Origin of the sequence: Cedecea lapagei, assembly GCF_900635955.1 — a bacterium.
Lineage (GTDB): Bacteria > Pseudomonadota > Gammaproteobacteria > Enterobacterales > Enterobacteriaceae > Cedecea > Cedecea lapagei.
The window spans coordinates 597,411-623,446 of the sequence record NZ_LR134201.1 but is presented as its reverse complement, the minus strand read 5'-3'; the positions used below and the strand labels follow the sequence as shown (position 1 = coordinate 623,446).

General features: G+C 56.5%; 25 protein-coding genes. 8 read left to right on the top strand and 17 right to left on the bottom strand.

Annotated elements, in window-relative coordinates; all coding sequences use genetic code 11:
• Positions 1-29 precede the first annotated feature (29 nt).
• The 5 genes from lysS to xerD form a co-directional block, all read right to left on the bottom strand.
• Positions 30-1,547, bottom strand: coding sequence for a lysine--tRNA ligase (gene lysS / locus EL098_RS03185; protein ID WP_126354709.1), 1,518 nt, complete (start codon positions 1,545-1,547; stop codon positions 30-32).
• 9 nt (positions 1,548-1,556) lie between these two features.
• Positions 1,557-2,655 (bottom strand): peptide chain release factor 2 gene (gene prfB / locus EL098_RS03180; protein WP_126354707.1). Its coding sequence is split into 2 segments (ribosomal slippage): positions 1,557-2,579 and positions 2,581-2,655, totalling 1,098 coding nucleotides; the frame shifts between segments, so codons are not numbered across the junction.
• Between the two features lie 139 nt (positions 2,656-2,794).
• A complete protein-coding gene (gene recJ, locus EL098_RS03175; RefSeq protein ID WP_126354705.1) occupies positions 2,795-4,528 on the bottom strand; it encodes a single-stranded-DNA-specific exonuclease RecJ in 1,734 nt (577 codons plus the stop codon).
• Positions 4,529-4,534: 6 nt separating this feature from the next.
• Entirely contained in the window at positions 4,535-5,251 is a 717-nt protein-coding gene (gene dsbC / locus EL098_RS03170) for a bifunctional protein-disulfide isomerase/oxidoreductase DsbC (protein ID WP_126354703.1), read from the bottom strand.
• A gap of 26 nt (positions 5,252-5,277) precedes the next feature.
• Positions 5,278-6,174: a site-specific tyrosine recombinase XerD gene (gene xerD, locus EL098_RS03165; protein ID WP_126354701.1), complete on the bottom strand. Its 897-nt coding sequence runs from the start codon at positions 6,172-6,174 to the stop codon at positions 5,278-5,280.
• Positions 6,175-6,276: 102 nt separating this feature from the next.
• Between xerD and fldB the strand changes: the two genes are divergently transcribed.
• A complete protein-coding gene (gene fldB / locus EL098_RS03160) occupies positions 6,277-6,798 on the top strand; it encodes a flavodoxin FldB (protein WP_126354699.1) in 522 nt (173 codons plus the stop codon).
• Here the strand turns inward: fldB and EL098_RS03155 are convergent.
• Both EL098_RS03155 and sdhE read right to left on the bottom strand, forming a co-directional pair.
• On the bottom strand, positions 6,795-7,217 hold the full coding sequence (locus tag EL098_RS03155; protein ID WP_126354697.1) for a protein YgfX: 423 nt from the start codon (positions 7,215-7,217) through the stop codon (positions 6,795-6,797). The genes fldB and EL098_RS03155 overlap by 4 nt on opposite strands.
• The gene (gene sdhE, locus EL098_RS03150) at positions 7,198-7,464 is read right to left on the bottom strand and encodes an FAD assembly factor SdhE (RefSeq protein WP_126354695.1); all 267 of its coding nucleotides are present in this window, start codon (positions 7,462-7,464) and stop codon (positions 7,198-7,200) included. The genes EL098_RS03155 and sdhE overlap by 20 nt, the downstream gene beginning before the upstream one ends.
• Positions 7,465-7,710: 246 nt before the next feature.
• Between sdhE and ygfZ the strand changes: the two genes are divergently transcribed.
• Positions 7,711-8,697: a tRNA-modifying protein YgfZ gene (ygfZ, locus tag EL098_RS03145; RefSeq protein WP_126354693.1), complete on the top strand. Its 987-nt coding sequence runs from the start codon at positions 7,711-7,713 to the stop codon at positions 8,695-8,697.
• Positions 8,698-8,748: 51 nt separating this feature from the next.
• Here ygfZ and trhA read toward each other — a convergent pair whose 3' ends face one another.
• Positions 8,749-9,402, bottom strand: coding sequence for a PAQR family membrane homeostasis protein TrhA (gene trhA, locus EL098_RS03140; protein WP_126354691.1), 654 nt, complete (start codon positions 9,400-9,402; stop codon positions 8,749-8,751).
• Positions 9,403-9,581: 179 nt separating this feature from the next.
• Between trhA and EL098_RS03135 the strand changes: the two genes are divergently transcribed.
• The 3 genes from EL098_RS03135 to EL098_RS03125 all read left to right on the top strand — a co-directional run bounded on the left by EL098_RS03135 (position 9,582) and on the right by EL098_RS03125 (position 12,545).
• Complete coding sequence (locus tag EL098_RS03135; protein WP_126354689.1) at positions 9,582-10,175, top strand: HD domain-containing protein; 594 nt, start codon at positions 9,582-9,584, stop codon at positions 10,173-10,175.
• 42 nt (positions 10,176-10,217) lie between these two features.
• Entirely contained in the window at positions 10,218-10,946 is a 729-nt protein-coding gene (locus tag EL098_RS03130) for a MurR/RpiR family transcriptional regulator (protein ID WP_126354687.1), read from the top strand.
• A gap of 165 nt (positions 10,947-11,111) precedes the next feature.
• Positions 11,112-12,545 carry a 6-phospho-beta-glucosidase gene (locus tag EL098_RS03125; protein WP_126354685.1) on the top strand — a complete coding sequence of 478 codons (1,434 nt, stop codon included), beginning with the start codon at positions 11,112-11,114 and terminating at the stop codon, positions 12,543-12,545.
• 29 nt (positions 12,546-12,574) lie between these two features.
• Here the strand turns inward: EL098_RS03125 and EL098_RS03120 are convergent, their stop codons facing one another.
• Together EL098_RS03120 and EL098_RS03115 are read right to left on the bottom strand one after the other, a co-directional pair.
• Positions 12,575-14,041, bottom strand: a complete 1,467-nt coding sequence (locus EL098_RS03120) for a sensor histidine kinase (RefSeq protein ID WP_126354683.1) — start codon at positions 14,039-14,041, stop codon at positions 12,575-12,577.
• Positions 14,042-14,045: 4 nt separating this feature from the next.
• Positions 14,046-14,759 carry a response regulator transcription factor gene (locus EL098_RS03115; RefSeq protein WP_126354681.1) on the bottom strand — a complete coding sequence of 238 codons (714 nt, stop codon included), beginning with the start codon at positions 14,757-14,759 and terminating at the stop codon, positions 14,046-14,048.
• 145 nt (positions 14,760-14,904) lie between these two features.
• Here EL098_RS03115 and EL098_RS03110 point away from each other — a divergent pair, with 145 nt between their 5' ends.
• Genes EL098_RS03110 through EL098_RS03100 form a run of 3 tightly spaced genes read left to right on the top strand, consistent with a single transcriptional unit; the run spans position 14,905 to position 16,597 of the window.
• Positions 14,905-15,516: a cytochrome b/b6 domain-containing protein gene (locus EL098_RS03110; protein WP_126354680.1), complete on the top strand. Its 612-nt coding sequence runs from the start codon at positions 14,905-14,907 to the stop codon at positions 15,514-15,516.
• Positions 15,517-15,525: 9 nt separating this feature from the next.
• Positions 15,526-16,287 carry a molybdopterin-dependent oxidoreductase gene (locus EL098_RS03105; RefSeq protein ID WP_126354678.1) on the top strand — a complete coding sequence of 254 codons (762 nt, stop codon included), beginning with the start codon at positions 15,526-15,528 and terminating at the stop codon, positions 16,285-16,287.
• A 37-nt stretch (positions 16,288-16,324) separates the two neighbouring features.
• Positions 16,325-16,597, top strand: coding sequence for a pentapeptide MXKDX repeat protein (locus tag EL098_RS03100; RefSeq protein WP_126354676.1), 273 nt, complete (start codon positions 16,325-16,327; stop codon positions 16,595-16,597).
• Positions 16,598-16,640: 43 nt separating this feature from the next.
• On the opposite strand, the gene EL098_RS03095 is transcribed toward EL098_RS03100, so the two are convergent.
• From EL098_RS03095 to pepP, 7 genes are all read right to left on the bottom strand, one after another.
• Positions 16,641-17,384 (bottom strand): SDR family oxidoreductase, encoded by a 744-nt coding sequence (locus EL098_RS03095; RefSeq protein ID WP_126354674.1) that lies wholly within the window; start codon positions 17,382-17,384, stop codon positions 16,641-16,643.
• Positions 17,385-17,442: 58 nt separating this feature from the next.
• Positions 17,443-20,316 (bottom strand): aminomethyl-transferring glycine dehydrogenase, encoded by a 2,874-nt coding sequence (gene gcvP / locus EL098_RS03090; protein WP_126354673.1) that lies wholly within the window; start codon positions 20,314-20,316, stop codon positions 17,443-17,445.
• Between the two features lie 54 nt (positions 20,317-20,370).
• A complete protein-coding gene (gcvH, locus tag EL098_RS03085) occupies positions 20,371-20,760 on the bottom strand; it encodes a glycine cleavage system protein GcvH (protein ID WP_126354671.1) in 390 nt (129 codons plus the stop codon).
• 29 nt (positions 20,761-20,789) lie between these two features.
• Complete coding sequence (gcvT, locus tag EL098_RS03080) at positions 20,790-21,887, bottom strand: glycine cleavage system aminomethyltransferase GcvT (RefSeq protein WP_126354669.1); 1,098 nt, start codon at positions 21,885-21,887, stop codon at positions 20,790-20,792.
• A gap of 437 nt (positions 21,888-22,324) precedes the next feature.
• Positions 22,325-23,524 carry an FAD-dependent 2-octaprenylphenol hydroxylase gene (ubiI, locus tag EL098_RS03075; RefSeq protein ID WP_126354667.1) on the bottom strand — a complete coding sequence of 400 codons (1,200 nt, stop codon included), beginning with the start codon at positions 23,522-23,524 and terminating at the stop codon, positions 22,325-22,327.
• A 12-nt stretch (positions 23,525-23,536) separates the two neighbouring features.
• On the bottom strand, positions 23,537-24,715 hold the full coding sequence (ubiH, locus tag EL098_RS03070) for a 2-octaprenyl-6-methoxyphenyl hydroxylase (protein WP_126354665.1): 1,179 nt from the start codon (positions 24,713-24,715) through the stop codon (positions 23,537-23,539).
• Positions 24,712-26,028, bottom strand: coding sequence for a Xaa-Pro aminopeptidase (pepP, locus tag EL098_RS03065; RefSeq protein WP_126354663.1), 1,317 nt, complete (start codon positions 26,026-26,028; stop codon positions 24,712-24,714). The genes ubiH and pepP overlap by 4 nt, the downstream gene beginning before the upstream one ends.
• Between the last annotated feature and the right edge of the window lie 8 nt (positions 26,029-26,036).

The window sequence follows — 26,036 nt, the reverse complement described above, 5'->3', positions numbered from 1 at the left end:
TAAAGGCGGTTGCCCGCCTGCAAGTGCGCTTACTTGTTCGGACGCAGAGCCGGGAACAGGATTACGTCGCGGATGGTGTGGCTGTTGGTGAACAGCATCACCATACGGTCGATACCGATACCCAGGCCAGCCGTTGGCGGAAGCCCGTGCTCCAGAGCGGTAACGTAGTCTTCATCGAAGAACATCGCTTCATCGTCGCCGGCCGCTTTCGCGTCAACCTGATCCTGGAAGCGCTGCGCCTGATCTTCCGCATCGTTCAGCTCGCTAAAGCCGTTGCCGATTTCACGGCCACCGATGAAGAACTCAAAGCGGTCAGTGATTTCCGGATTCTCGTCGTTACGGCGAGCCAGCGGAGAAACTTCTGCCGGGTATTCAGTGATGAAGGTCGGCTGGATCAGGTGTGATTCTGCCACTTCTTCGAAGATCTCGGTCACGATACGGCCCAGACCCCAGCTCTTCTCCACTTTGATGCCGATGCTTTCGGCGATGGCTTTCGCAGAGTCGAAGTTATCCAGATCGGCCATCTCGGTTTCCGGACGGTATTTCTTGATCGCTTCGCGCATGGTCAGCTTGATGAACGGCTTACCGAAGTCGAAGACTTCTTCGCCGTAAGGCACTTCAGTGGTGCCCAGAACGTCCTGCGCCAGCGTGCGGAACAGGGATTCAGTCAGCTCAATCAGATCTTTGTAGTCCGCATAAGCCATATAGAGTTCCATCATGGTGAACTCAGGGTTATGGCGCGGGGAGATGCCTTCGTTACGGAAGTTGCGGTTGATCTCGAAGACGCGGTCGAAACCACCCACCACCAGGCGCTTCAGGTAGAGCTCAGGCGCGATACGCAGGTACATGTCGATGTCCAGCGCGTTGTGGTGCGTGATGAACGGACGAGCAGACGCGCCGCCGGGGATCACCTGCATCATCGGGGTTTCAACTTCCATAAAGTCGCGGCCAACCATGAACTGACGAATGCCGGCCATGATTTTCGAGCGCACTTTAAAGGTGTTGCGGGACTCATCGTTAGAGATCAGGTCCAGGTAACGCTGGCGATAGCGGGTTTCCTGATCGGCCAGGCCGTGGAATTTGTCCGGCAGCGGGCGCAGCGCTTTGGTCAGCAGGCGCAGCTCGGTGCAGTGAATAGAGAGTTCGCCGGTTTTGGTTTTGAACAGTTTACCTTTCGCGCCCAGGATATCGCCCAGATCCCACTTCTTGAACTGCTCGTTGTAGATGCCTTCCGGCAGGTCGTCGCGGGAGACGTACAGCTGAATGCGGCCCCCAACGTCCTGCAGGGTCACGAAGGAGGCTTTCCCCATGATACGGCGGGTCATCATACGGCCGGCAACGCTAACCTCAACGCCCAGCGCTTCCAGCTCTTCGTTCTCTTTCGCATCGAAGTCAGCGTGCAGTTGGTCTGAGGTGTGGTCACGACGGAAATCGTTCGGGAATGGGATACCCTGCTCGCGCAGAGCCACCAGCTTCTCGCGGCGCGCTTTCAGCTCATTGTTCAGTTCGACTGCCGCGTCAACGCCCTGTGCTTGTTGTTCAGACATGTTGGTTCCTCATAACCCTGCTTTCAAACTTGCTTCGATAAATTTGTCCAGATCGCCGTCCAGCACCGCCTGCGTGTTGCGGGTTTCAACCCCGGTACGCAGATCTTTAATGCGGGAGTCGTCGAGGACGTAAGAACGAATCTGGCTGCCCCAGCCGATATCCGATTTGTTGTCTTCTAAGGCCTGTTTCTCAGCATTCTTTTTCTGCATTTCCAGCTCGTACAGCTTCGCCTTCATCTGCTTCATCGCCTGGTCTTTGTTCTTATGCTGAGAACGGTCATTCTGGCACTGGGTCACGGTACCGGTAGGAATGTGGGTAATACGTACCGCAGATTCTGTACGGTTAACGTGCTGACCGCCCGCACCGGATGCGCGATAAACGTCGATGCGCAGATCCGCAGGGTTGATGTCGATATCAATGTCGTCGTCCACTTCCGGGTAAACAAACGCGGAGCTGAACGAAGTATGGCGGCGGCCGCCTGAGTCGAACGGACTCTTACGCACCAGGCGGTGAACGCCGGTTTCGGTACGCAGCCAGCCAAAGGCGTAATCGCCCTGAATGCGGATGGTCACGGACTTAATGCCCGCCACTTCGCCTTCGGACTCTTCAATAATTTCGGTTTTAAAACCGCGTGCTTCTGCCCAGCGCAGGTACATACGCTCCAGCATGCTCGCCCAGTCCTGCGCTTCCGTACCGCCGGAACCCGCCTGAATGTCGATATAGCAGTCTGCGCTGTCATAGTCGCCGGAGAACATGCGGCGGAATTCAAGCTGCGCCAGCTTGGCGTCCAGCAGCTCCAGCTCGGCAACGGCCTCATTAAAGGTCTCTTCGTCGTCGGCTTCTACCGCCAGCTCCAGCAGGCCGGAAACGTCTTCCAGGCCCTGAGCCATCTGGTCGAGAGTGTCGACAATGGCTTCCAGCGAGGAACGTTCTTTACCCAGCGCCTGCGCGCGTTCAGGTTCGTTCCAGACATCGGGCTGCTCCAGCTCGGCGTTTACTTCTTCGAGGCGCTCTTTCTTCGCATCATAGTCAAAGATACCCCCTAAGAACGTCGCTGCGCTCTGTGAGGTCCTGGATGCGGCTTTTTACCGGGTTAATTTCAAACATGCTTAATTTCTTATGTTGATTTCAGAAGACGAAATGCGGTCGTAAACCGGAAAGTTTACCGGATCTACGCCGCATTTTGTAGCTTTGTCCCTGACATATAGCCAGGGCGTTAACGCTGCTGCAGCTTTAACAACAGAGGCTATATCGGCCAGAGATGATCGATCAACAGCTGCACGCTTCGGTTGCCGCGAAACTCGTTGACGTCCAGCTTATAGGCCAGCTCCACTTCCCGCACGCCGTTGTCCGGCCAGCGGGTGGTATCAACGTTGAAGGCAATACCGTCCAGCAGCGGGCCGCCGCCGACGGGCTCCACCATCACCTTCAGGTGACGCTCGCCGACCAGACGCTGCTGGAGGATGCGAAATTTGCCGTCAAACAGCGGCTCCGGGAACATTTGCCCCCACGGCCCGGCATCTCTCAGCATCTCCGCCACTTCCAGCGTCATCTCCTGGGCGGTCAGCGGGCCGTCAGACCAGATTTCGCCCTGCAGCAGCGCAGGATCGAGCCATTCGCCGACCAGGTCGCCAAAGCGCTGGCGAAACTCCTCAAAACGAGCCTCTTCCAGCGACAGACCCGCAGCCATGGCGTGGCCGCCAAATTTCAGCATCATGCCGGGGTAAAGCGTGTCCAGCCGCTCTAAGGCATCACGCATATGCAGACCCTGAACCGAACGGCCGGAGCCTTTTAGCGTGCCGTCTCCGGCGGGCGCAAAGGCTATCACCGGGCGGTGGAACCGCTCTTTAATGCGCGAGGCAAGAATGCCGACCACCCCCTGATGCCACTCCGGGTGATACATTGCCAGCCCGTAGGGCAGCGTTTCACTGCTGCGCTCAAGCTGTTCGCAAAGCGTCAGCGCTTCAACCTGCATCCCCTGCTCAATCTCTTTGCGGGTCTGGTTCAGGGCATCGAGTTCGTTGGCCAGCATGCGTGCTTCGCCAATGTTTTCACTGAGCAGCAGCGCCACGCCAACCGACATATCATCCAGCCTGCCGGCCGCATTAAGGCGCGGCCCCAGCGCAAAACCTAAATCGCTGGCGGCGATCTTTTGCGGTTCGCGGTTCGCCACTTCAAGCAGAGCACGAATGCCGGGGCGGCATTTACCAGCGCGAATACGGCTTAACCCTTGCCATGTCAGAATGCGGTTGTTGGCATCCAGCGGTACTACGTCCGCTACGGTGCCCAGCGCCACTAAATCGAGCAATTCGGCCAGGTTAGGAATTGCAAGCCCGCGCTGTTCAAACCAACCGTTGTCCCGCAGGTGAGTTCTTAGCGCCAGCATCAGATAAAACGCGACGCCAACGCCGGCCAGGGATTTAGAAGGAAAGTCGCAGTCCGTAAGATTCGGATTAATAATGGCTTCGGCGGCGGGAAGCGTTTCCCCGGGCAGGTGGTGATCGGTCACCAGCACCGGGATCCCCAGCGCATGCGCCCGCTCAACGCCCGCATGGGAAGAGATGCCGTTGTCGACGGTCATTATCATCTGCGCGCCACGGGCGTGGGCCTGATCGACCACTTCCGGGCTTAGGCCATAGCCGTCTTCAAAGCGGTTCGGCACCAGGTAGCCAACATTCTCAGCCCCCATGCTGCGCAAGGCCAGCACGCTCAGCGCGGTACTGGTCGCGCCATCGGCATCAAAATCCCCTACAACGATGATACGCAGGCCTTCGCGAAACGCGTCATAAAGCATCACGACGGCCTGGTCGACGCCGCTGAGCTGCTGCCACGGCAGCATCCCTTTTACGCTGCGTTCCAGATCCTGCTCGCCACGCACACCCCGGCTGGCATACAGCCGCTGGAGCAGAGAAGGCAGCGAAGCAGGGAGCGCCACCGAGCTGTCAACGGCCCGGCGGCGAAGTTGCGTTTGCTGTTTCACGCGAAATTAACCACCCGCTTTCATCAGTTGCTTGTGGGCGTCCAGCATTTGCTTCATCTCTTTTGGCCCCTGGTAACCCGGGATCATGCTGCCGTTGCTCAGCACGATCGCCGGCGTCCCCTGCACGCCAAACTGCACGCCGAGGTTGTAATGGTTAGCCAGGTTGATGTCGCAGCTTGCCGGCGCGACGTTGCCGCCCTTCATCGCCGCATCAAACGCTTTGTTGCGATCTTTCGCACACCAGATGGACTTCATGTCGCTTTCGGCCTGGCTTTGCAGCCCCTGACGCGGGAAGGCCAGATAGCGCACGGTGATCCCCAGCGCGTTGTAGTCGCTTATCTCTTCGTGCAGCTTGTGGCAGTAGCCGCAGGTGATGTCGGTGAAGACCGTAATCACATGCTGCTCCTTCGGCGCTTTGTAGATAATCATCTCTTTTTCCAGCGCGTTCAGCTTGCCGACCAGCAGCTGGTTAGTCACGTTAACCGGCTGAGCGCCGCTCACGTCGTACAGCGGCCCCTGGATTACATGTTTACCGTCTTCAGTGACGTAAAGCACACCGCTGTCGGTCAGCACGGTTTTCATACCGGCAACCGGTGCAGCTTGAATATCCGCGCCCTGCACGCCGAGCTTCGCCAGCGATTGTTTAATCGCGGCGTCGTCCGCATGGGCAAAACCGGATACGGAAGCGGCCAGCAGCGAAAGCAGCCAAAAACCTTTTTTCATGAGGATTCCCTTATCTCTTGTGGCACTCACGCTCGAGGGTGGTGCTGTTGATGCAGCTGGCGTAAACGCGCCGTCGCTACATGTGTATAAATTTGTGTGGTGGACAAATCGCTATGGCCCAGCAGCATCTGTACGACACGAAGATCTGCGCCATGGTTCAGCAGATGTGTGGCAAAAGCATGGCGCAGCACGTGCGGAGACAGTTTTTCGCTGTCAATGCCCGCAAGCACGGCATAGTGCTTGATGCGGTGCCAGAAGGTTTGCCGCGTCATCTGCTGCGCTCGATTGCTGGGGAACAGCACGTCCAGCGACTGCCCGTTCAACAGGTCCGGGCGGCCATACTTCAGGTACTCTTCAATCCAGTGGACCGCCTCTTCGCCCAGCGGCACCAGGCGCTCTTTATTGCCTTTACCGATGACCCGCACCACACCCTGCCGCAGGCTGATGTCGCTCATCGTGAGCCCGACCAGCTCAGAGACGCGCAGGCCGGTTGCGTACAGCACTTCAAGCATGGCTTTATCGCGCAGCTCGATAGGCTGATCGGTACAGGGCGACTGAAGCAGCCGCTCAACCTGGGCCTCGCTTAAATCTTTCGGCAAACGCTGAGGCAGTTTGGGAGAGGAAAGCAGCGAGCTGGGGTCGTCTTCCCGCATTTTTTCACGGTACAAGTACTGAAATAAACGCCGCATGGCGCTAAGCAACCGCGCGGAGCTGGTGGCTTTATAGCCGCCCTCAATACGCTCCGCAAGCAAAGCTTGTAAGTCCGCAGCCTGAACGGTTAAAAAGCTGAGCTGCTGGCGCTGCAGCCACTCCGCCACCATAGTGAGATCGCGGCGGTAAGAACTGAGCGTATTTTCGGCCAGATTTCTCTCCAGCCACAGCGTATCCAGAAATTGTTCTATTCGGGCCTTATCCTGTTCCACGCTCCCCTCCCACTTTGGCGAATTGTGTCCATTATGCATGATGGAGGGCGGGATCTGGTACACTTGGCCATCTGCACGCTATTAAAATGAGTTGTTATTGCTATGAACATTGGTCTTTTTTACGGCTCCAGCACCTGCTACACGGAAATGGCTGCCGAAAAAATTCGCGACATTATTGGCCCGGATCTGGTGACGCTGCATAACCTGAAAGACGATGCCCCGGCCATGATGGAACAGTATGACGTTCTCATCCTCGGCATTCCGACATGGGATTTTGGCGAACTGCAGGAGGACTGGGAAACCGTCTGGCCGCAGCTGGATGCGCTGAATCTCGAAGGCAAACTCGTGGCGCTTTACGGCATGGGCGACCAGCTTGGCTACGGGGAGTGGTTCCTGGATGCTTTAGGTATGCTGCACGACAAGCTGGCGCCGCGCGGTGCGCAGTTTATTGGCTACTGGCCAACCGAAGGCTACGAATTCACCAGCCCCAAACCGGTTATTGCCGACGGGCAGCTGTTTGTTGGCCTCGCGCTGGATGAAACCAACCAGTACGATCTGAGCGACGAGCGAATTGAAACCTGGTGTGAGCAAATCCTTGGCGAAATGGCCGAGCGCTTCGCCTAAATCTGCCCGCTACCGCTCGCCTGTTGTTGCATCAGCAGGCGACGTAAATCTCGCCACTCGCCGATGTCCATGCTGTCAGCGGCCAGCCAAAGATGCTGACAACGCTGTTTACCGGCCCGCCGCAGTCTTAACATCGCACCGCTGTCTATGAGCCACGGATTGCCAACGATATCCCATTCCCGCCCCTGCCAGCGCAGGCGACAGTCCGTCAGCAGTTTGATTTCGCCCTGGCGCGCGTGAATGCGGCGCTGGCTGCGCACGCTGTCGAAAACCACCAGGGAGAGCAGCAGCATCCAGATGAGCGTGTAGCTCATCGGCCACGGCATCAGCAGCACAAGCAACGCTACCATGCCATGGAGGAGCAATGACATCCACTGCGCGCGCCAGGAAACCCGAAGATCAGATTGCCACAGGACCACGTTCTTTATTCCGCGTCTGAATCAGGCTAACCATACGCTGAAGCTCCGTATCCGCAGGTTTACCATGGTTCATCAACCAGTTAAACAGGTCAGGATCGTCAGACTCCAACAGGCGGACAAACAGCGCTTTGTCGCTGTCGCTCAGCGTTTCATATTCATGTTCGAAGAACGGCATAATCGAAATATCGAGCTCGCGCATTCCACGGCGGCATGCCCAGTGAATTCGGGCTTTATTATTGATATCCATCTGCTCTTTCCTGCTTAGCCATCAAGGTGGGTACCGAGTTAGTGTAACGTGTTTTCGCCACCGGGATTACCGGAATGTTGTATTGTGCGCACTTTCCCGGCACATAGCGGTGTAATAGCATCGATTGCATAAGATTCTCCGACGCCGCTCGTAAACGCACAAATGGCGTTATCAAACTGCTTGCATTGCCCTCTGGCTCTTTTACCATTGAGAAATTAAACCGTTGGATAACCCGGGATCTTTGTTATGGCTTTTAATCCGTTTCCTCCTCGCCAGCCCAGCGCCGCCGCCCGTCTGCCGTTGACGCTGATGACGCTTGATGACTGGGCTCTCGTCACCGCCGTGGGCGCAGACGCTGAGAAATACCTTCAGGGCCAGGTCACCGCTGACGTTGCTAAGCTTGATGCGGGCCAGCATCTGCTGTGCGCCCACTGCGATGCCAAAGGGAAGATGTGGAGCAACCTGCGCCTGTTCCATCGCGGTGAAGGCTTTGCATTTATCGAACGCCGCAATCTGCGTGACGCACAGCTGACGGAGCTAAAGAAATATGCCGTCTTCTCCAAAGTGACCTTCACGACGGACGACGCCAGCGTCCTGTTAGGCCTGGCAGGCTTCCAGGCGCGTTCCGCGCTGGCTGCCGTCTTCGATACGCTGCCGGATGAACAGACCCAGGTGGTACAGCAGGGCGCTACAACGCTGCTGTGGCTGAACCTGCCTGCGGAACGCTTCCTGATTGTTACCGATGAAGAAACGGCTCAGAGCCTGACGGAGAAGCTACGCGGAGAAGCTCAGCTCAACGACAGCCAGCAGTGGCTGGCGTTGGATATCGAGGGCGGTTTGCCGATTATTGATAGCGTGAACAGTGCACAATTCATTCCGCAGGCGACAAACCTTCAGGCGCTGGGTGGGATCAGCTTTAAAAAAGGCTGCTACACCGGCCAGGAAATGGTGGCTCGGGCAAAATTCCGCGGCGCGAACAAGCGTGCGCTGTGGCTGCTGACCGGTAGCGCAAGCCGTGTCCCTGAAGCCGGAGAAGACCTTGAGCTGCAGATGGGCGAAAACTGGCGTCGTACCGGCACCATACTGGCCGCTGCTCGGTTAGAAGATGGCCGCCTTCTGGTGCAGGCGGTAATGAATAACGATCTGGAACCGGACAGCGTTTTACGCGTGCGGGACGATGCCAGCGGCAAGCTTGCGCTTGAGCCTCTGCCGTATTCGCTGGAAGAGAGTTAATCGAACGCGAGCCCCCGTCCGGGGGCTCAATATTTTAGCGGCTCAGCCGTTCTAGCGGATATAGAGATAAATCGCGAGGAAGTGGCAAACGCTGCCGCCCAGCACAAATCCGTGCCAGATGGCATGGTTGTAGGGGATGCGTTTGCAGACGTAGAAAATCACCCCTAGCGAGTAAACAATCCCGCCAATCGCCAGCAGCGTGACGCTGCCCGGCGCCAGCTTGATCACCATCTGATAGATAACCACCAGCGACAGCCAGCCCATCAGCAGATAGGTCACCAGCGACAGCACCTTAAACCGGTGTGCGATGGTAAGCTTAAACAGGATCCCGGCCAGCGCCAGGCTCCAGATAACAATCATCAGCCCTTTTGACAGCGGCGAGTTGAGCCCCACCAGCAGAAAAGGCGTGTAGGTTCCGGCAATCAGCAGGTAGATAGCGCAGTGGTCGAATTTTTTAAGCCACCGCTTAGCCCGTTCGTGCGGGATCGCGTGGTAAAGCGTTGAGGCCAGAAACAGCAGGATCATGCTGCCGCCGTAAAGGCTGTAGCTGGTAATTGCCGTTGCGCTGGCGTTGGCGTCAACCGCCTGTACCAGCAGCAGCACGAGTCCAACAATGCCGAACACCAGCCCAATGCCGTGGCTGATGCTGTTGGCTACTTCCTCAGCCAGAGAATATCCATGTGCGATAAGTGGTTTACGAGCCATCTGGCTCCTCCCGAAAATAAAGAAGAATAACGCAGCGATACCAGCCTAACTGAGAATGATTCCAGTGAACACATGTAAGCTAAAATAAATATCTGAGCGACTGTGAAGACGCCCTTCCTCAGCCTGGAGGATTTCTTTTACAATCAAAAGAGAGCGAAACACCCAGGGGAAAAAACACGATGCAACAAGCATTTGGCGAAATGAGCGAAGTTATCCATTTCCTGATGGAGATTGATAAGCTGAAGTTGGTTCAACGCCGGACAAAAATCATCGGCCACGAACGGCATGAAAACTCCGCGGAGCACAGCTGGCATTTCGCCGTGGCAGCCATGAGCCTGGCCCCTTGGGCCAGAGAGGATGTGAACATCCAGCGGGTTGTCCAGATGGCGCTGCTTCACGACATCGTGGAGATCGACGTTGGCGATGTGCTGGTTTACGACATTGCCGCCCGCGAAGCCATTGCCGACAAAGAAGCCGCGGCCGCACGCCGCCTGTTTGGTTTATTGCCAGCACCGCAAGGTCCACAGTTCCTGGCGCTGTGGGAGGAATATGAATCAGGCAGCAGCCCCGATGCTCGTTTTGCCGGCGCGCTGGATCGTATTTTGCCTGTTCTGCTCAATCTGCATAACGAAGGTCAAAGCTGGCGAGAGAACAATATTTCCCTGCAGCAGGTCTTAACCCGCAACGCACAGGTGGGAGAAAGCTGGCCGGAATTATGGCAACATGTCGAGCGCCAATTGTATCTGGCGCAAGAGAAAGGCTGGCTGCGTTAGCCCTGGCCGTTAGCAAGAGTCGATTCAGCAGGAAGAGAAAGTATGTTTACCCACGCGGCAATCGCCAGGCTGAACGGTCTGGAAATGATGGTCTACAACTTTGTCATTAAAAACAAAGACAAAGTCATGTACATGACCATCCGCGAGCTGGCGGATGCCGCAGGCGTCTCCACCACCACCGTGCTGCGTTTTTGCCGCAAGCTCAGCTGCGAGGGGTATTCTGAGTTTCGCGTTCGCTTTAAATTATTTCTGGAGCAAACGGAAACGCAGCCGGCTAATTTTGGCAGCAGCGAGATTATTAGTTTTTTCAAAAGCACCAACAATGAAGAATTCGATAGCCTTATCGACCATGCCGTAGATATTATCTGTTCCTCCGAACGCATTATTTTCGTCGGCGCGGGAACATCGGGTGCATTAGCCAAATATGGCGCACGTTTTTTCTCAAACGTCGGTAAATTCAGCAACCATATAGATGACCCTTATTTTCCGGTCACCAATGATATGGCACGTAACGCGCTGGCGATTGTGCTTTCGGTTTCCGGTGAAACCGAAGAAATTCTGCGCTTTGCCAGCCAGTTCAGCCTGCACCACTGCAAGGTGATGTCCATCACCAGCCACGAGAATTCATCGCTGGCGAAATTAGCCGACTTTAATATTTCCTGGCATATTCCGCCGGTACGGATTGCCGGAGTTTATGACATCACCACACAAATTCCTGTTATTTATATTCTCGAAACTATTGGCCGTCGCCTGGCAAAAAGAATGCTATAAAAAAACACCCTGTTTTTCATTTGTGACATATCACAATTCAGCTGATTTGTTATATCGTGACAATCCCATTTCATTTGTTAGACTCCAAAGCAGAAATAATTTTTTCAGCGCGACAATGTGAGCTACAGCACAATATTTCCTGCGCTAACGATGAGATGAAATAATATGAAAAAATTGAAGTTACCGAAGGACTTTTTATGGGGCGGCGCGGTTGCCGCTCACCAGGTTGAAGGCGGCTGGAACAAAGAAGGCAAAGGCCCCAGCATTTGTGACGTCCTGACCGGCGGCGCCCACGGCGTACCGCGCGAGATAACTCAGCGGGTTGAGCCCGGTAAATACTATCCAAACCATGAAGCGATTGATTTTCACGGCCGCTACAAAGAAGACATCAAGCTGTTCGCCGAAATGGGCTTCAAATGCTTTAGAACATCCATCGCCTGGACCCGTATTTTCCCCAACGGCGACGAGCTGCAGCCTAATGAAGCCGGCCTGAAGTTCTACGACGACATGTTCGATGAGCTGCTGAAGTACAACATCGAGCCGGTTATCACCCTCTCCCACTTCGAAATGCCGCACCATCTGGTGACCGAATACGGCGGCTGGACCAGCCGTAAAGTGGTCGATTTCTTTGTCCGTTTCGCCGAGGTCGTGTTCGAGCGCTACAAGAGCAAAGTGAAGTACTGGATGACGTTTAACGAAATCAACAACCAGCGCAACTGGCGCGCGCCGCTGTTCGGCTACTGCTGCTCCGGCGTGGTTTACACCGAACACGACAACCCGGAAGAGGTGATGTACCAGGTGCTGCACCATCAGTTTGTGGCGAGCGCCATGGCGGTTAAAATCGGCCATCGCATCAACCCGAAGATGCAGATTGGCTGCATGCTGGCGATGGTGCCGCTTTATGCCTTCTCCTGTAAGCCAGAAGACCAGATGTATGCCCAGGAGTCGATGCGCGAACGTTACGTGTTTACCGACGTTCAGCTGCGCGGCTATTACCCGTCTTACGTGCTGAACGAGTGGGAACGTCGCGAGTTCAACATCAAAATGGAAGCGGGTGACGAGGAGATCCTGCGCGAAGGCGTCTGCGATTACCTCGGCTTCAGCTATTACATGACCAACGCCGTTCAGGCCGAAGGCGGCAGCGGCGATGCGCTTTCAGGCTTCCAGGGCAGCGTACCGAACCCGCACGTTAAAGCCTCCGACTGGGGCTGGCAGATTGACCCAGTTGGCCTGCGCTATGCGCTGTGCGAGCTGTACGAGCGTTACCAGAAACCGCTGTTCATCGTGGAGAACGGCTTCGGCGCCTACGACAAAGTGGAGGCAGATGGCTCAATCAACGATGACTACCGCATTGACTACCTGCGAGCTCACGTTGAAGAGCTGAAAAAAGCCGTGACTTACGACGGCGTGGATCTGATGGGCTATACGCCGTGGGGCTGCATCGACTGCGTGTCGTTTACCACCGGCCAGTACAGCAAGCGCTACGGCTTTATCTACGTGAATAAACACGATGACGGCACCGGCGATATGTCGCGCTCCCGCAAGAAGAGCTTTAACTGGTACAAAGAAGTCATTGCCAGCAACGGCGAGAATCTCTAAAAATGGGGGCGCTAAGCGCCCCTTTTTACTTAAACCGGCAGGCCAAAGCGGAAGCAGGCCCCGCGCTGCGGCAGGTCGACCAGCGAAATATCGCTGCCGTGCAGCTGCAGCATCTGGCGGACGATCATCAGGCCAAGCCCGCCCACCCTGAGCCGGGATTGATGCACAATCGAAGGCCGTACAAACAGACCCTCTTTTAGCTCCTGCGGAATGCCAGGGCCACTGTCGCTGACCTGCACCATCACTTTATCCAGATCCTTCCACAAACGTACCGAAATCACGCCTTTGTCCGGCGTATGGCGAATCGCGTTGTCCAGTAGATTAGTCAGCACACGCTCAATCATACTGACGTCGGCTTCAATCAGCGGCAATCCAGGCTGAATGTCAGCCAAAAGCTCAAGCTGGCGAGTCTGCGCCGGCAGCTCAAACTTCTGGAAAACATCCTGCAGCAGTTCGCTGATAGAGAAACTCTCCTTGTGCGGCTTCACCACGCCATATTCCAGGCGGGCCAGCTCAAACAGCGACTGCGCCAGCGCCCCCACCTTCTGGCTTTGCGCGAGGGCAATATCCAGATAACGCTTTTTATCGGCTTCGCTCAGGGTCGCCGACATGACCGACAGGCTCTCAAGATAGCCATGCAGAGACGTCAGCGGAGTTCGCAGGTCATGGGAAATATTGGCGATAAACTCTCGGCGCAGCTGATCCTGCTGCGTCAGGCTGTGCCACTGTTCGGAGATTCGCCCCGCCATGGCAATCACCCCGTGACGAAGTTGGGCAAGCTCATCCCCGTCTTGCTGTGGATTTTGCGGGAGCGCCGCCATCGCCTGCATTTCAGCCATACCGCCCGCTTCCAGGGCCTTCACGTGCTGAGAAAGTTCACGCAGAGGGCGGGTGATCCAGCGAAACGCCAGGCCGCCAACCACCAGCCCAAGCACGCAGACCAGGCTTAACAGCAGCAGGCTGAGCTTAAGGACGGCATCAAACTGGGCGCTGTTGGCGAGCTGATTGTAGGTTTCCCCCAGCAGTACAACGTAGAGATAGCCTTCCAGCTTGCCGTCACGCAGCATCGGCGCAACGCTAAATACCTTTTGTCCTTCGAGGCTGCGCGGGTCATCGCCGTAAAGCGGGAATTTGCCCCCGTTTAGCGCGGCCTGAAGCGGTGCGAGATCGACCCGGTGGCGCTTTATATGTCCATCCGGTGCCGCATCGCCGATGATATTGCCTTGTTTGTCCAGCAGGTAAACTTCCACGCTGGGATTCACCGCCATCAGGTGATCGAACAACGTGCGCACCGAGTCCTTGTTCAGACCGTCCTGCCCGAGCAGCGGATAGCTTTGGTTAATGTGCTGCGCCAGGTCACCGGAAAGCTGCTGGATAACGGCCTGGCTGTACTGCGTGCTGGTGCGAACCTGCAGCCAGCCCAAAAATGCGCAGGCGGTCAGCAGCAACACGGCAAAAACCAGCGTCAGGCGCCGGGAGAGCGTAAGGATTCGCATAGGGTTACTCACGTATCTGGGCGGTAAATTTGTAGCCTTTACCCCACACGGTGCGGATGAAATTCGGCTCCGCAGGGTTATCTTCAATCTTAATTCGCAGGCGGTTGATATGGGTGTTAACGGTATGCTCGTAGCCTTCGTGCTGGTAGCCCCAAACCTGGTTGAGCAGGTTCAGCCGCGAAAAGACTTTGTCCGGATTACGGGCAAAGAAATAGAGCAGGTCGAACTCACGCGGGGTTAGCTCCACCGGCAGCTGGTTCAGGCGAACGTCTCTGGCAAGCGGGTCAATTGAAAGCGGGCCAAAGGTCAGGGTTCCGGCATCAATGCGTAAGTTCTGGCTCATAGCCTCCTGGCGGCGGAACAGCGCCTTAACGCGGGCAACCAGCTCAAGCATCGAAAACGGTTTAGCCAAATAGTCGTCCGCCCCCAGCTCCAGCCCCAGCACGCGGTGCGTTTCGCTGGAGCGGGCGCTGATCATGATAATCGGTGTATAGCGCGTCATACTTCTGGCAAAGCGGCATATCTCCAGGCCATCGACGCCGGGCAGCATTAAATCGAGGATCAGCGCATCCCAGCCGCCCTGCCGCAGCTGTTCCAGCCCGACATTGCCGTCGGCGGCATGAACAATTTCAAAGCCCTCCTCCCGCAAATGGAGCTGCAAAAGCTCGGCGATATTCTCGTCGTCTTCCACGATTAAGATTTTTTTTGCCTGATTCACTTTGTCTTTCCCCACACGCCTGGCCTAGCCAAAGTTTACACAACTCGCGTCGGTTAAGTTGTCACATTTAATTTAACTTTGCGTGAGGCTATCGGGAACAAATCCGGCCGATACTCGCTTCATCGAATCACGAGGAAGCCGGACGATGGAAAGCTCAACGCTGCATACCGCCCCAACGCTCATTCACCCTTTATGGCTAAGGCTTTGCCACTGGCTGAATGCGCTGGCGATGCTGATTATGGTCACCAGCGGCTGGCGCATTTATAACGCCTCTCCGTTGTTTGATTTTCAGTTTGCCAATGAGCTGACGCTGGGCGGCTGGCTGGGCGGCGCGCTGCAGTGGCACTTCGCCGGGATGTGGCTGTTCGCGGCTAACGGCGTGATTTACCTGCTGTGTAATCTCTTGAGCGGCCGCTTTAAGCAGAAATACTGGCCCTTATCGCCACGTGAATTCTTCCAGGATGCCCTCGCGGCGCTGCGGGGAAAATTAGCCCACGCCGATCTCAGCCATTACAACATGGTGCAAAAGGCCGCCTATTTATTCGTTATCGCCGACAGCGTACTGCTGGCTGCTTCCGGCCTGGTGGTGTGGAAGTCCGTGCAGTTTGCCCTGTTAAGGGAGCTGCTCGGCGGCTATGACACGGCCAGATTTATCCATTTTTACGCCATGTCCGCGATGGTCGGATTCGTGGTGGTTCATCTGCTGATGGTGGCGCTGGTGCCACGCACGTTGCTCGCCATGCTCCGTGGCCGCTAAGGAAAAAACATGAGCGATAAAAACGAGATTATCAAAGAAGCGACGCAGCTGATTAATAAGCAGCTGACTCAGGAAGGTCGCCGCCGCTTTTTAAAGCAGGGTTTGACGCTCGGTGGTATCGCGATGTTAACCGGCTGCGATATCAGCGATAGCGCGACGGTAGAAAGCTCGCTGGGCAAGATTTCACGTTTTAACGATCGCATCCAGGCCTGGCTGTTTAACGGCAGCCAGCTGGCCCCTGTTTACCCGGAAAGCATGATCGACGCTAACTTCCCGTTTAACGCCTTCTACGGCGAGGACGAAGCACCCGATATCAACGGCGACAGCTATCGCCTTGAGCTTGCCGGGCTGATTACCGACAAGCGCCCGTGGACGCTGGCGCAGCTTCATCAGATGGCGCAGGTCAGCCAGGTCACTCGCCATATCTGCGTCGAAGGCTGGAGCGCCATCGGCAAATGGGGCGGCGTGCCTTTTGCCCTGTTCCTGAAAGGCATCGGTGCGGATCTGCGAGCCAAATACGTCAGTTTTAAATGTGCGGATGACTACTACACCAGCATCGATATGGCCACTGCGCTGCATCCGCAAACCCTTATTGCTTTAACCTGGGATGGCAAAGTGCTGCCGCGCAAATACGGCTATCCGATGAAACTGCGCATCCCAACCAAACTCGGCTACAAGAACCCGAAGCATATTCAGGTCATTGAAGTCACCAATCGCTACCCCGGCGGCTACTGGGAAGACCAGGGCTATAACTGGTTCGGCGGTAGTTAATTCTCTGTATCTCACTGTGAACGTAAGGAATCAAAAAATGAAAAAGATCTACGCTGCCCTGCTGTGCTCCACCATGCTGTTCGGGATTGCCGGCGCGAACGCTGCGGACTCGATGAGCAAAGATTCCATGGCCAAAGATGGCATGGGCAAAATGACCCACACCTGTAAAGACGACATGAAAAAGGACGGCATGAAAAAAGACTGCATGTCCAAAGAGGGGATGAAGAAAGACGCTATGAGCAAAGATCATATGGGTAAAGACAGCATGTCCAAAGACGGCATGGCTAAAGATAGCATGAGCAAGCAATAAGCCTTACGCTACGCCAGTCTCACCCTCTTCTGGCGTAGCGACCTTATTTCCCACCGGCCGCATCAATAAAGGTGCCGGTTACGTAAGAAGCCTTCTCGCTCAGCAGCCAAAATATGGCTTCAGCTATCTCTTCCGGCTGGCCTCCGCGCTGCATCGGTAACGCCGTTTTCACCCGATCAACTCGTCCGGCTTCACCGCCGGATGCGTGCATTTCGGTATAGATAAAGCCTGGCCGCACGCCGTTTACGCGAATGCCCTGCGCGGCAACCTCCACCGCCAGCCCGGTCGTTAACGTGTCGACCGCCCCTTTTGAGGCCGCATAGTCAACATATTCCCCCGCCGACCCTAGCCTGGCCGCCGCAGATGAAACGTTAACAATCGCCCCGCCTTCTCCACCGTGACGGTACGCCATGCGCTTTACCGCTTCCCGGCAGCAAAGAAAATACCCGGTGACGTTAGTCGCCAGCACGCGGTTGATACGGTCTGCCGTCAGATTTTCAATCGTTGATTGCTGAAACAGGATCCCGGCATTGTTCACCAGCGCGGTAAGCGGCCCAAAGGCGTTATCGATTTCGGCGAACATCGCCATCACCTGAAGCTCATCGGCAATATCTGCCCGCAGCGCCAACGCTTCACCGCCGTTGGCAACAATCTTATTAACCACTTCCTCTGCGGCCTGTTTGTTGCGGAAGTAGTTAACCACCACTTTATAGCCATGCTGCGCCAGTAAAAGCGACGTGGCTTTCCCAATCCCACGGCTGCCGCCGGTGACTAAAGCTACGCCCATTTGACCTCCTTCAGAAACACAAAAGGGCACCGAAGTGCCCTTAATTCATGTACTAAAACTATTCGTATTCGCTCATCGGCACGCAGGAACAGAACAGATTACGGTCGCCGTATACGTCGTCGAGGCGTTTAACTGTCGGCCAGTATTTGTTGCCATGGCCTGCCGGGAAGACCGCCAGTTCACGGGTGTACGGGTGCGCCCACTCGGCAACGATTTCGTCCTGAGTGTGCGGCGCGTTCACCAGCGGGTTGTCTTCCAGCGTCCATTCACCTGCCACCACGCGGTCAATTTCACTGCGAATAGACAACATCGCGCCGATAAAACGATCCAGCTCCGCTTTGCTCTCGGATTCGGTCGGCTCAACCATCAGCGTGCCGGCAACCGGGAACGACATGGTTGGCGCATGGAAGCCGAAGTCAATCAGACGCTTGGCGATGTCCAGCTCGCTGATGCCGGTCTCTTCCTTCAGCGGACGAATATCCAGAATACATTCGTGAGCCACGCGGCCGTTCGCGCCGGTATACAGCACCGGGAAAGCGGACTTGAGGCGGGTCGCAATGTAGTTGGCGTTAAGAATAGCCACCGAGCTCGCTTTCTTCAGACCTTCGGCACCCATCATGCGGATATACATCCAGCTGATTGGCAGGATGGAGGCGCTGCCGAACGGCGCTGCGGAAACCGCGCCCTGCTGGGTCAGCATCTCTTCAATCTGCACCACGCTGTGGCCCGGAACAAACGGAGCCAGGTGAGCTTTCACGCCGATGGGGCCCATACCAGGACCGCCGCCGCCGTGCGGAATGCAGAAGGTTTTGTGCAGGTTAAGGTGCGAAACGTCCGCGCCGATGTAGCCCGGCGTAGTGATCCCCACCTGAGCGTTCATGTTCGCGCCGTCCAGGTAAACCTGACCGCCGAACTGATGAACGATCTGGCAGACTTCACGGATCGTTTCTTCATACACGCCGTGGGTAGACGGGTAGGTCACCATGATGCAGGAGAGCGCCTCGCCAGCCTGTTCGGCTTTCGCGCGCAGATCCTGCAGATCGATGTTGCCTTGTTTATCGCAGGCCACAACGATAACTTCCATGCCGGCCATTTGTGCGGAAGCCGGGTTAGTGCCGTGCGCGGAACTTGGGATCAGGCAGATGTTACGGCTGCCCTCGTTGCGGCTTTCGTGATAGCGGCGGATAGCCAGCAGGCCGGCATATTCGCCCTGCGCGCCGGAGTTCGGCTGCATGCAAAGCGCGTCATAACCCGTCAGTTTCACCAGCCAGTCTGACAATTGGGCGATCATCTGGTGGTAGCCTTCAGCCTGGTTTGCCGGGCAGAACGGATGCAGTTCAGCGAATTCCGGCCAGGTGATCGGGATCATCTCGGCGGCGGCGTTCAGCTTCATGGTGCAGGAGCCGAGCGGGATCATCGCCTGGTTGAGCGCCAGATCTTTACGCTCCAGGGAGTGCATGTAGCGCATCATCTCGGTTTCGCTGTGGTAGCGGTTAAAGACCGGATGAGTCAGGATCTCGTCGTCGCGCAGCATCGCTGCCGGAATCGACTTGCTGTCGTTAGCGACATCGCGATCCAGTTTGTCGATATCCAGGCCGTGGGCATCGCCCAGCAGCACGTCGAACAGGGCAACAACGTCTTCACGAGTGGTGGCTTCATCAAGCGTGATGCCTACCGCGTTGAGGATGTCGCTACGAAGGTTGATTTCACGCGCTTCGGCACGAGCCAGCACGGCGGCTTTATCAGCCACTTCAACACAAAGAGTATCGAACCAGTGCTTGTGGCGCAGCGCCAGGCCTTTCTGCTGCAGGCCTGCTGCCAGAATGTCGGCCAGGCGATGAATGCGGCCGGCAATGCGCTTCAGGCCTGCAGGGCCGTGGAAGACGGCATACAGGCTGGCAATGTTCGCCAACAGAACCTGAGAGGTACAGATGTTGGAGTTCGCTTTCTCACGGCGGATGTGCTGCTCGCGGGTTTGCATCGCCATGCGCAGAGCAGTACGGCCAGCGGCATCGCGAGAGACGCCGATAATACGCCCCGGCATGGAGCGTTTAAATTCGTCACGGGCGCCGAAGAACGCCGCATGCGGGCCGCCGTAGCCCATTGGCACACCAAAGCGCTGGGCAGAGCCGAACACAATATCCGCGCCCTGTTTACCCGGCGCAGTCAGCATTACCAGCGTCATAAAATCTGCGGCAACGCTCACGACAACTTTACGCTGCTTCAGCTCGGCAATCAGCGCGCCATAATCATGGACTTCGCCGGTAGTGCCAACCTGCTGCAGCAGCACGCCAAACACGTCCTGGTGATCCAGCACTTTTGCTGCATCATCGACGATGACGTCAAAACCGAAGGTTTCCGCGCGGGTACGCACAACGTCCAGCGTTTGCGGGTGAACGTCGGATGCCACGAAGAAGCGGTTAGCGTTTTTCAGCTTGCTGACGCGCTTAGCCATCGCCATGGCTTCTGCCGCCGCGGTGGCTTCGTCAAGCAGAGAAGCCGAAGCGATATCCATGCCGGTCAGGTCGAGCGTGACCTGCTGGAAGTTCAGCAGCGCTTCAAGACGGCCCTGGGAAACTTCCGGCTGGTAAGGCGTATAAGCGGTGTACCAGCCTGGGTTTTCCAGCATATTACGCAGAATCACCGGCGGCGTTTGTACCGCGGTATAGCCCATGCCAATGTAAGTTTTGAAGCGTTTATTGCGGCTGGCGATGGCTTTTAATTCGGCCAGCGCGGCAAACTCGGTCGCAGCGGCGCCAATCTGAGGCGGTTCAGCAAGCTGAATGTCCTGCGGCACAATGCTGGTAATCAGGTCGTTGAGCGTCTTCGCGCCGACGGTATCCAGCATCTCTTGCTGCTGCTGCGCGTTCGGGCCAATGTGACGGTCGATAAACGCTTCGTGATTCTCTAACTGACGTAAAGACTGGGTCATGAGCGGTGATTCCTGAAATGTTTTCCCCTCTCCACAAGGAGAGGGGTTTAAAAATTACTCGTCTTCTAACAGCGCTTCATAAGCAGAAGCATCCAGCAGCGCGGCAATTTGAGCTTCGTCGCTGGCCTTGATTTTGAAGATCCAGCCTTCGCCGTAAGGCTCGCTGTTAACCAGCTCCGGGCTGTCGCTCAGCGCGTCGTTAACCGCCACGATTTCACCGCTGATTGGCGCGTAGATGTCAGAAGCTGCCTTAACGGATTCGGCAACGGCGCAGTCATCACCGGCAGAGACGGTAGCGCCCACTTCAGGCAGGTCAACAAACACCATATCGCCCAGCAGTTCCTGTGCATGTTCAGTGATCCCAACGGTGTAGCTCCCGTCGGCTTCTTTACGCAGCCATTCGTGCTCTTTGCTGTATTTCAGTTCGTTAGGCACATTGCTCATTGTTTTCTCCTGATACCTGATTTCAAAATTTAAAGCGCAACCGGCTTCCCGGCGCGAACAAAAATAGGTTTGGTAACTTTGACAGGCATTTCACGGTTGCGGATCTGCACAATCGCCGTTTCACCGATGCCAGCCGGCACGCGGGCCAGCGCAATGCTGTAACCGAGCGTAGGCGAGAAAGTGCCGCTGGTGATTGCACCTTCATGAATATTGCCCTGCGCGTCGGTAAACCGTACCGGCAGCTCATTACGTAATACGCCTTTTTCGGTCATGATCAAGCCAACCAGCTGCTCGGTACCGCTGGCGCGCTGCGCTTCAAGCGCTTCACGGCCGATAAAATCACGATCTTCCGGCTGCCAGGCGATGGTCCAGCCCATATTGGCGGCCAGCGGAGAAACCCCCTCGTCCATGTCCTGGCCGTAGAGATTCATCCCGGCTTCCAGACGCAGCGTATCGCGAGCGCCCAGGCCGCAAGGCTTAACGCCTGCTTCAACCAGCTGCGCCCAGAACTCCGCAGCCTTTTCGTTAGGCATCGCAATCTCATAGCCAGCTTCGCCGGTGTAGCCGGTCGTGGCGATAAACAGGTCGCCGGACTGCACGCCAAAGAACGGCTTCATGCCTTCGACGGCTTTACGCTGCTCTTCGCTAAACAGCGTGGCGGCTTTCTCCTTCGCGTTCGGGCCCTGAACGGCAATCAGCGACAGGTCATCACGTACGGTGACGGACACGCCATACGGTTTTGCCTGCTCGTTAATCCAGGCAAGGTCTTTTTCACGGGTGGCAGAGTTCACAACGAGGCGGAAGTTCTCTTCGCTGAAGAAGTAGATAATCAGGTCATCAATTACGCCGCCGGAGGCATTGAGCATGGCGGTGTAAAGCGCTTTGCCAGGCTGAGTCAGTTTGGCGACGTCGTTGGCGACTAAATAACGCAGGAATTCACGGGTACGGCTGCCTTGCAGGTCGACAATGGTCATGTGGGAAACGTCGAACATACCGGCGTCGGTGCGTACCGCGTGGTGTTCATCAATTTGTGAGCCGTAGTGCAGCGGCATCATCCAGCCGTGGAAATCAACCATGCGGGCGCCACAAAGCGTGTGCTGTTCAAATAAGGGGGTCTGTTGAGTCATCTTTTCCTCTTTAACCATCTGGTTGCAAAGCGGATTTGGCTTTGCCAACCGTCAGACGAAACCCGGCACCACCACCGTTCCCCGATAGCGACGCAAACGTTACCTTTGACCTGAACTTACCACCGAACGTGGGCGTAAACCATAAGCGTAAAACGGCCATTGCATTAGCTTATGACCAAAATGGAAGAGGAAGTGTGCAGAGTAATTCACTGTAAAAATGCGATTCAGTCCACATTAACAGCAGGTATTTAAGGTCGAATTTAGCACTAGCTAACATTTACGACCATTTCAGAAACAAATTGACTACATCGCGAAAATTGTAAGATTAGAAAATGTAATCCGAGATTTGTCCTGAGATTAGAATATTTCAAACGAGGGAGAAGGTGCCCTTCCCGGTCATCGGGAAGGGAAATGTGACGGGGTTATCACTTAGAGATTTATTGCAGCCAGGACGGCAGATCTTGCAGCCCCATCGCCTGACGGATTAACTGAGGCTTAACCCCCGGCAGCGTATCGGCAAGCTTAAGGCCAATATCCCGCAGCAGCTTTTTCGCCGGGTTACTGCCGGCAAACAGGTCACGGAACCCCTGCATACTGGCCAGCATGACCGCCGCACTGTGCTTACGGCTGCGCTCATAGCGACGCAGATAGAGATGTTGCCCGAAATCCTTGCCCTCACGGTGCAGACGGCGAATTTCAGAAATCAATTCAGCGGCATCCATAAAACCGAGATTAACGCCCTGCCCGGCCAGCGGATGAATGGTATGGGCGGCATCGCCCACCAGCGCCAGGCGGTGACCGGCAAAGCTGCGGGCATAGCGGCCCGTCAGCGGAAAGACGCGGCGTTCACTTTCCACGGAGCACAAACCGAGACGCATATTAAAAGCAACGGAAAGCGCCTGATTGAACGCCTCATCGTCCGCCTGCTGCATACGCGCCGCCTCTTCCGGCGGCAGCGACCAGACAATCGAGCACAGATGCGGGTCAGACAGCGGCAGGAACGCCAGAATACCGTCGCCGTGAAACGCCTGACGAGCAACGGCCTGATGCGGTTCGGCAGTGCGAATCGTGGCCACCAGCGCATGATGGTTGTAGTCCCAGAAGGTCAGCGGAATATCCGCTTTGCCGCGCAGCCAGGAGTTTGCGCCATCCGCGCCTACCACCAGCCTCGCGGTCAGCATCGTCCCGTCTTTAAGGGTCAGAAACGCTTCGTTTTCGCCCCAGGCGACCTGATTAATTTCCGCCGGCGCCATCAGGGTAATGTCGCTGCACTGTTCCGCACGCTGCCATAGCGCCTGATGGATCACCGAGTTTTCGACAATGTGCCCGAGGTGGCTAAAACCGAAGCTCTTATCGTCAAAAGCAATCTGCCCGAAACTGTCGCGCTCCCACACTTCCATCCCGTGATAGCAGCTGGCGCGCTCGCTGATTTTTGGCCATGCGCCAAGATGCGTCAGCAGCTTTTCACTGGCGGCATTGATCGCCGAAACGCGCAGTTCGGGCGCGGCGTCAGGCGCAACCGGCTGAGGAAGGTGGTTTTCGATGACCGCAACGCGCAGTCCGCTGCCCTGGAGCCCACAGGCTACCGCCAGCCCAACCATGCCGCCGCCGACAATCGCCACATCTACGCTTTGCAAATTGACTCTCCTTTAACGCGCGACCCAACCGAGGGTGCGCTGAGCCAGCACGTCTCGTGCCGGTGTGAAATGTTCCATTGCCATCAGGCCAAGATTACGGCCCACCACCAGCGGTGCCCAGCGGTTAGCAAACAGCTGAACCAGCCCGTCGGTGACGCCGATGGTCGCGGCTTTATCGGCGGCACGACGCTGCCGCCAGGCGGCGAGCACCGGGAAGCTGCCGACATCAGCCCCTGCGGCATATGCCTCTGCCAGGCCTTCGGCCAGAGACATGACGTCACGCAGGCCAAGGTTAAAGCCCTGCCCGGCTATGGGATGCAGCGTTTGTGCGGCGTTGCCGACAAGCGCAAGGCGATGAGAAACGGTCTGCGAGGCCGTCGTCAGCGCCAGCGGATAGTGATGGCGAACGCCCGCCTGGGTAATTCGCCCGAGCCGCCAGCCAAAGGCACGCTGCAGCTGCCGGCAGAACTCGGTTTCGCTCCAGCTTTCCACTTCTGCACGAGCCTCCAGCGGGTGACACCACACCAGCGAACAGCGCCCGTCGGACATCGGCAGCATAGCAATGGGTCCGTGTTCGGTAAAACGCTCAAACGCGCGCCCGTTATGGGGCTCGGAGATCATAACGTTGGCAATCACCGCTATCTGCTGGTAGCTCTGCGACTGCAAGGTCACGCCGCACTGCGCCGCCAGCTTAGAACGGGTACCGTCCGCCGCGACCAGAACGTTCCCCTGCAGCTCGACGCCGTTATCCAGCACAACGTTTACGCTTTGCTCATTTCGGGAGAAGGACGCTACACGCTGCGGACAATGCAGCGTTACGCCCGGCGCCTTACGCAGCAGGCTAAACAGGCGCAGCCCGATATCATGAAGCTCCACTACATGCCCAAGAGCATCAATCTGATAATCTTCTGCTTCAAGAGTGACGAAACCAGCGTGCCCCCGGTCGCTCACATGCACGGTTTTAATCGCCGTTGCGCGATCGGCAATGGCTGGCCAGATACCAATTCGATCGAGCTGCTGGCAGGTGCCCTTGGCTAACGCAATGGCGCGTGCATCAAAGCCCGGATGCGCAGTGGAATCCGGCGCTACGGCCTCAATCAGGCTAACCGGCAGCTTGCCGCGGGTAAGTTTTGAAATGGCCAGCGCAAGCGTTGCTCCAGCCATCCCACCGCCAACAATAATTACGCTCATGGCTGACGCGCCGCTGCCATCAGCGCTTCGATATCGTCTGCCGATTTCACCACGCTGGCGGTCAGGTTTTCATTACCGTCCTGGGTAATGACGATATCGTCTTCGATGCGGATACCAATGCCACGATACTGCGCGGGCACGTCCGCATCCGGGGCGATATAAAGCCCTGGCTCAACGGTAATCACCATGCCGGGCTCCAGCACGCGCGACTTGTCCGGCCCATAAGCGCCGACGTCGTGAACGTCCAGCCCCAGCCAGTGGCTAAGGCCATGCATAAAGAAGGCGCGGTGGGCATTATTGGCGATCAGCTGGTCAACGTCGCCTTTAAGGATCCCCAGTTTTACCAGGCCTTTCACCATAATGCGCACCACTTCCGCCGTCACTTCCTGCATGGAGGTGCCCGGGCGGTAGAGCTTCAGGGAAGTTTCCAGTGACTCAAGTACGATATCGTAAATCTCACGCTGTGCCGGGGTGAATTTCCCGTTTACGGGGAAGGTACGGGTGATGTCTCCGGCGTAGCTTTGGTACTCACATCCGGCGTCAATCAGCACCAGATCGCCGTCGCGGAGTTCACTTTCGTTTTCGGTGTAATGCAGAATACAGCCGTTCTCACCGCCGCCGACAATGGTGGTATAAGACGGATAGCGCGCACCGTGCCGAGTAAATTCGTGATGAATTTCGCCCTCGAGCTGATACTCGAACATTCCCGGACGGCAGGCCTGCATCGCGCGAGTATGAGCCAGCGCGGTGATCTCCCCGGCGCGGCGCATAACCGCAATCTCCTCTTCTGATTTGAAAAGGCGCAGCTCATGTACCGTCGGACGCCAGTCCGTCAGGGTTGCAGGCGCAGAGAGATTTTGACGCGAGCCACGGCGCAGCTTATCCAGCGCGGCAAAGACAATGTTATCCGCGTATTCGTATTCGCCCTGAGCGTGGTACACCACGTCCAGGCCGTTTAGCAGGAGGTGCAGCTGTTCGCCAATTTCCGTAAAGGCCAGCGCACGATCTACGCCCAGCTTCTGCGGCGCAGCTTCCTGTCCAAGCCGACGGCCAAACCAGATCTCTGCGCTCTTATCTCTCACACGGTTGAACAGCACGCTGTGGTTGTGTGACTCATCGCTTTTGATGAGCACCAGAACCGCTTCCGGCTCGTTAAAACCGGTGAAGTACCAAAAATCGCTGCTCTGCCGATAGGGATATTCGCTATCCGCATTGCGGGTCGCTTCCGGGGCCGCGAAAATAAGCGCAGCGCTGCCCGGCGCCATCTTAGCCAGCAGCGCCTGGCGGCGACGAAGAAATTCCTGCAGATTCATCACACCTC

Coding starts and splice junctions, on each gene's coding strand:
- trhA (WP_126354691.1), bottom strand. CDS start 9,402: ATGGCTCGTAAACCACTTATCGCACATGGATATTCTCTGGCTGAGGAA.
- lysS (WP_126354709.1), bottom strand. CDS start 1,547: ATGTCTGAACAACAAGCACAGGGCGTTGACGCGGCAGTCGAACTGAAC.
- EL098_RS03120 (WP_126354683.1), bottom strand. CDS start 14,041: ATGCGAATCCTTACGCTCTCCCGGCGCCTGACGCTGGTTTTTGCCGTG.
- EL098_RS03100 (WP_126354676.1), top strand. CDS start 16,325: ATGAAAAAGATCTACGCTGCCCTGCTGTGCTCCACCATGCTGTTCGGG.
- EL098_RS03130 (WP_126354687.1), top strand. CDS start 10,218: ATGTTTACCCACGCGGCAATCGCCAGGCTGAACGGTCTGGAAATGATG.
- EL098_RS03110 (WP_126354680.1), top strand. CDS start 14,905: ATGGAAAGCTCAACGCTGCATACCGCCCCAACGCTCATTCACCCTTTA.
- EL098_RS03105 (WP_126354678.1), top strand. CDS start 15,526: ATGAGCGATAAAAACGAGATTATCAAAGAAGCGACGCAGCTGATTAAT.
- ygfZ (WP_126354693.1), top strand. CDS start 7,711: ATGGCTTTTAATCCGTTTCCTCCTCGCCAGCCCAGCGCCGCCGCCCGT.
- dsbC (WP_126354703.1), bottom strand. CDS start 5,251: ATGAAAAAAGGTTTTTGGCTGCTTTCGCTGCTGGCCGCTTCCGTATCC.
- gcvH (WP_126354671.1), bottom strand. CDS start 20,760: ATGAGCAATGTGCCTAACGAACTGAAATACAGCAAAGAGCACGAATGG.
- EL098_RS03125 (WP_126354685.1), top strand. CDS start 11,112: ATGAAAAAATTGAAGTTACCGAAGGACTTTTTATGGGGCGGCGCGGTT.
- ubiH (WP_126354665.1), bottom strand. CDS start 24,715: ATGAGCGTAATTATTGTTGGCGGTGGGATGGCTGGAGCAACGCTTGCG.
- EL098_RS03135 (WP_126354689.1), top strand. CDS start 9,582: ATGCAACAAGCATTTGGCGAAATGAGCGAAGTTATCCATTTCCTGATG.
- sdhE (WP_126354695.1), bottom strand. CDS start 7,464: ATGGATATCAATAATAAAGCCCGAATTCACTGGGCATGCCGCCGTGGA.
- gcvT (WP_126354669.1), bottom strand. CDS start 21,887: ATGACTCAACAGACCCCCTTATTTGAACAGCACACGCTTTGTGGCGCC.
- EL098_RS03095 (WP_126354674.1), bottom strand. CDS start 17,384: ATGGGCGTAGCTTTAGTCACCGGCGGCAGCCGTGGGATTGGGAAAGCC.
- fldB (WP_126354699.1), top strand. CDS start 6,277: ATGAACATTGGTCTTTTTTACGGCTCCAGCACCTGCTACACGGAAATG.
- gcvP (WP_126354673.1), bottom strand. CDS start 20,316: ATGACCCAGTCTTTACGTCAGTTAGAGAATCACGAAGCGTTTATCGAC.
- pepP (WP_126354663.1), bottom strand. CDS start 26,028: ATGAATCTGCAGGAATTTCTTCGTCGCCGCCAGGCGCTGCTGGCTAAG.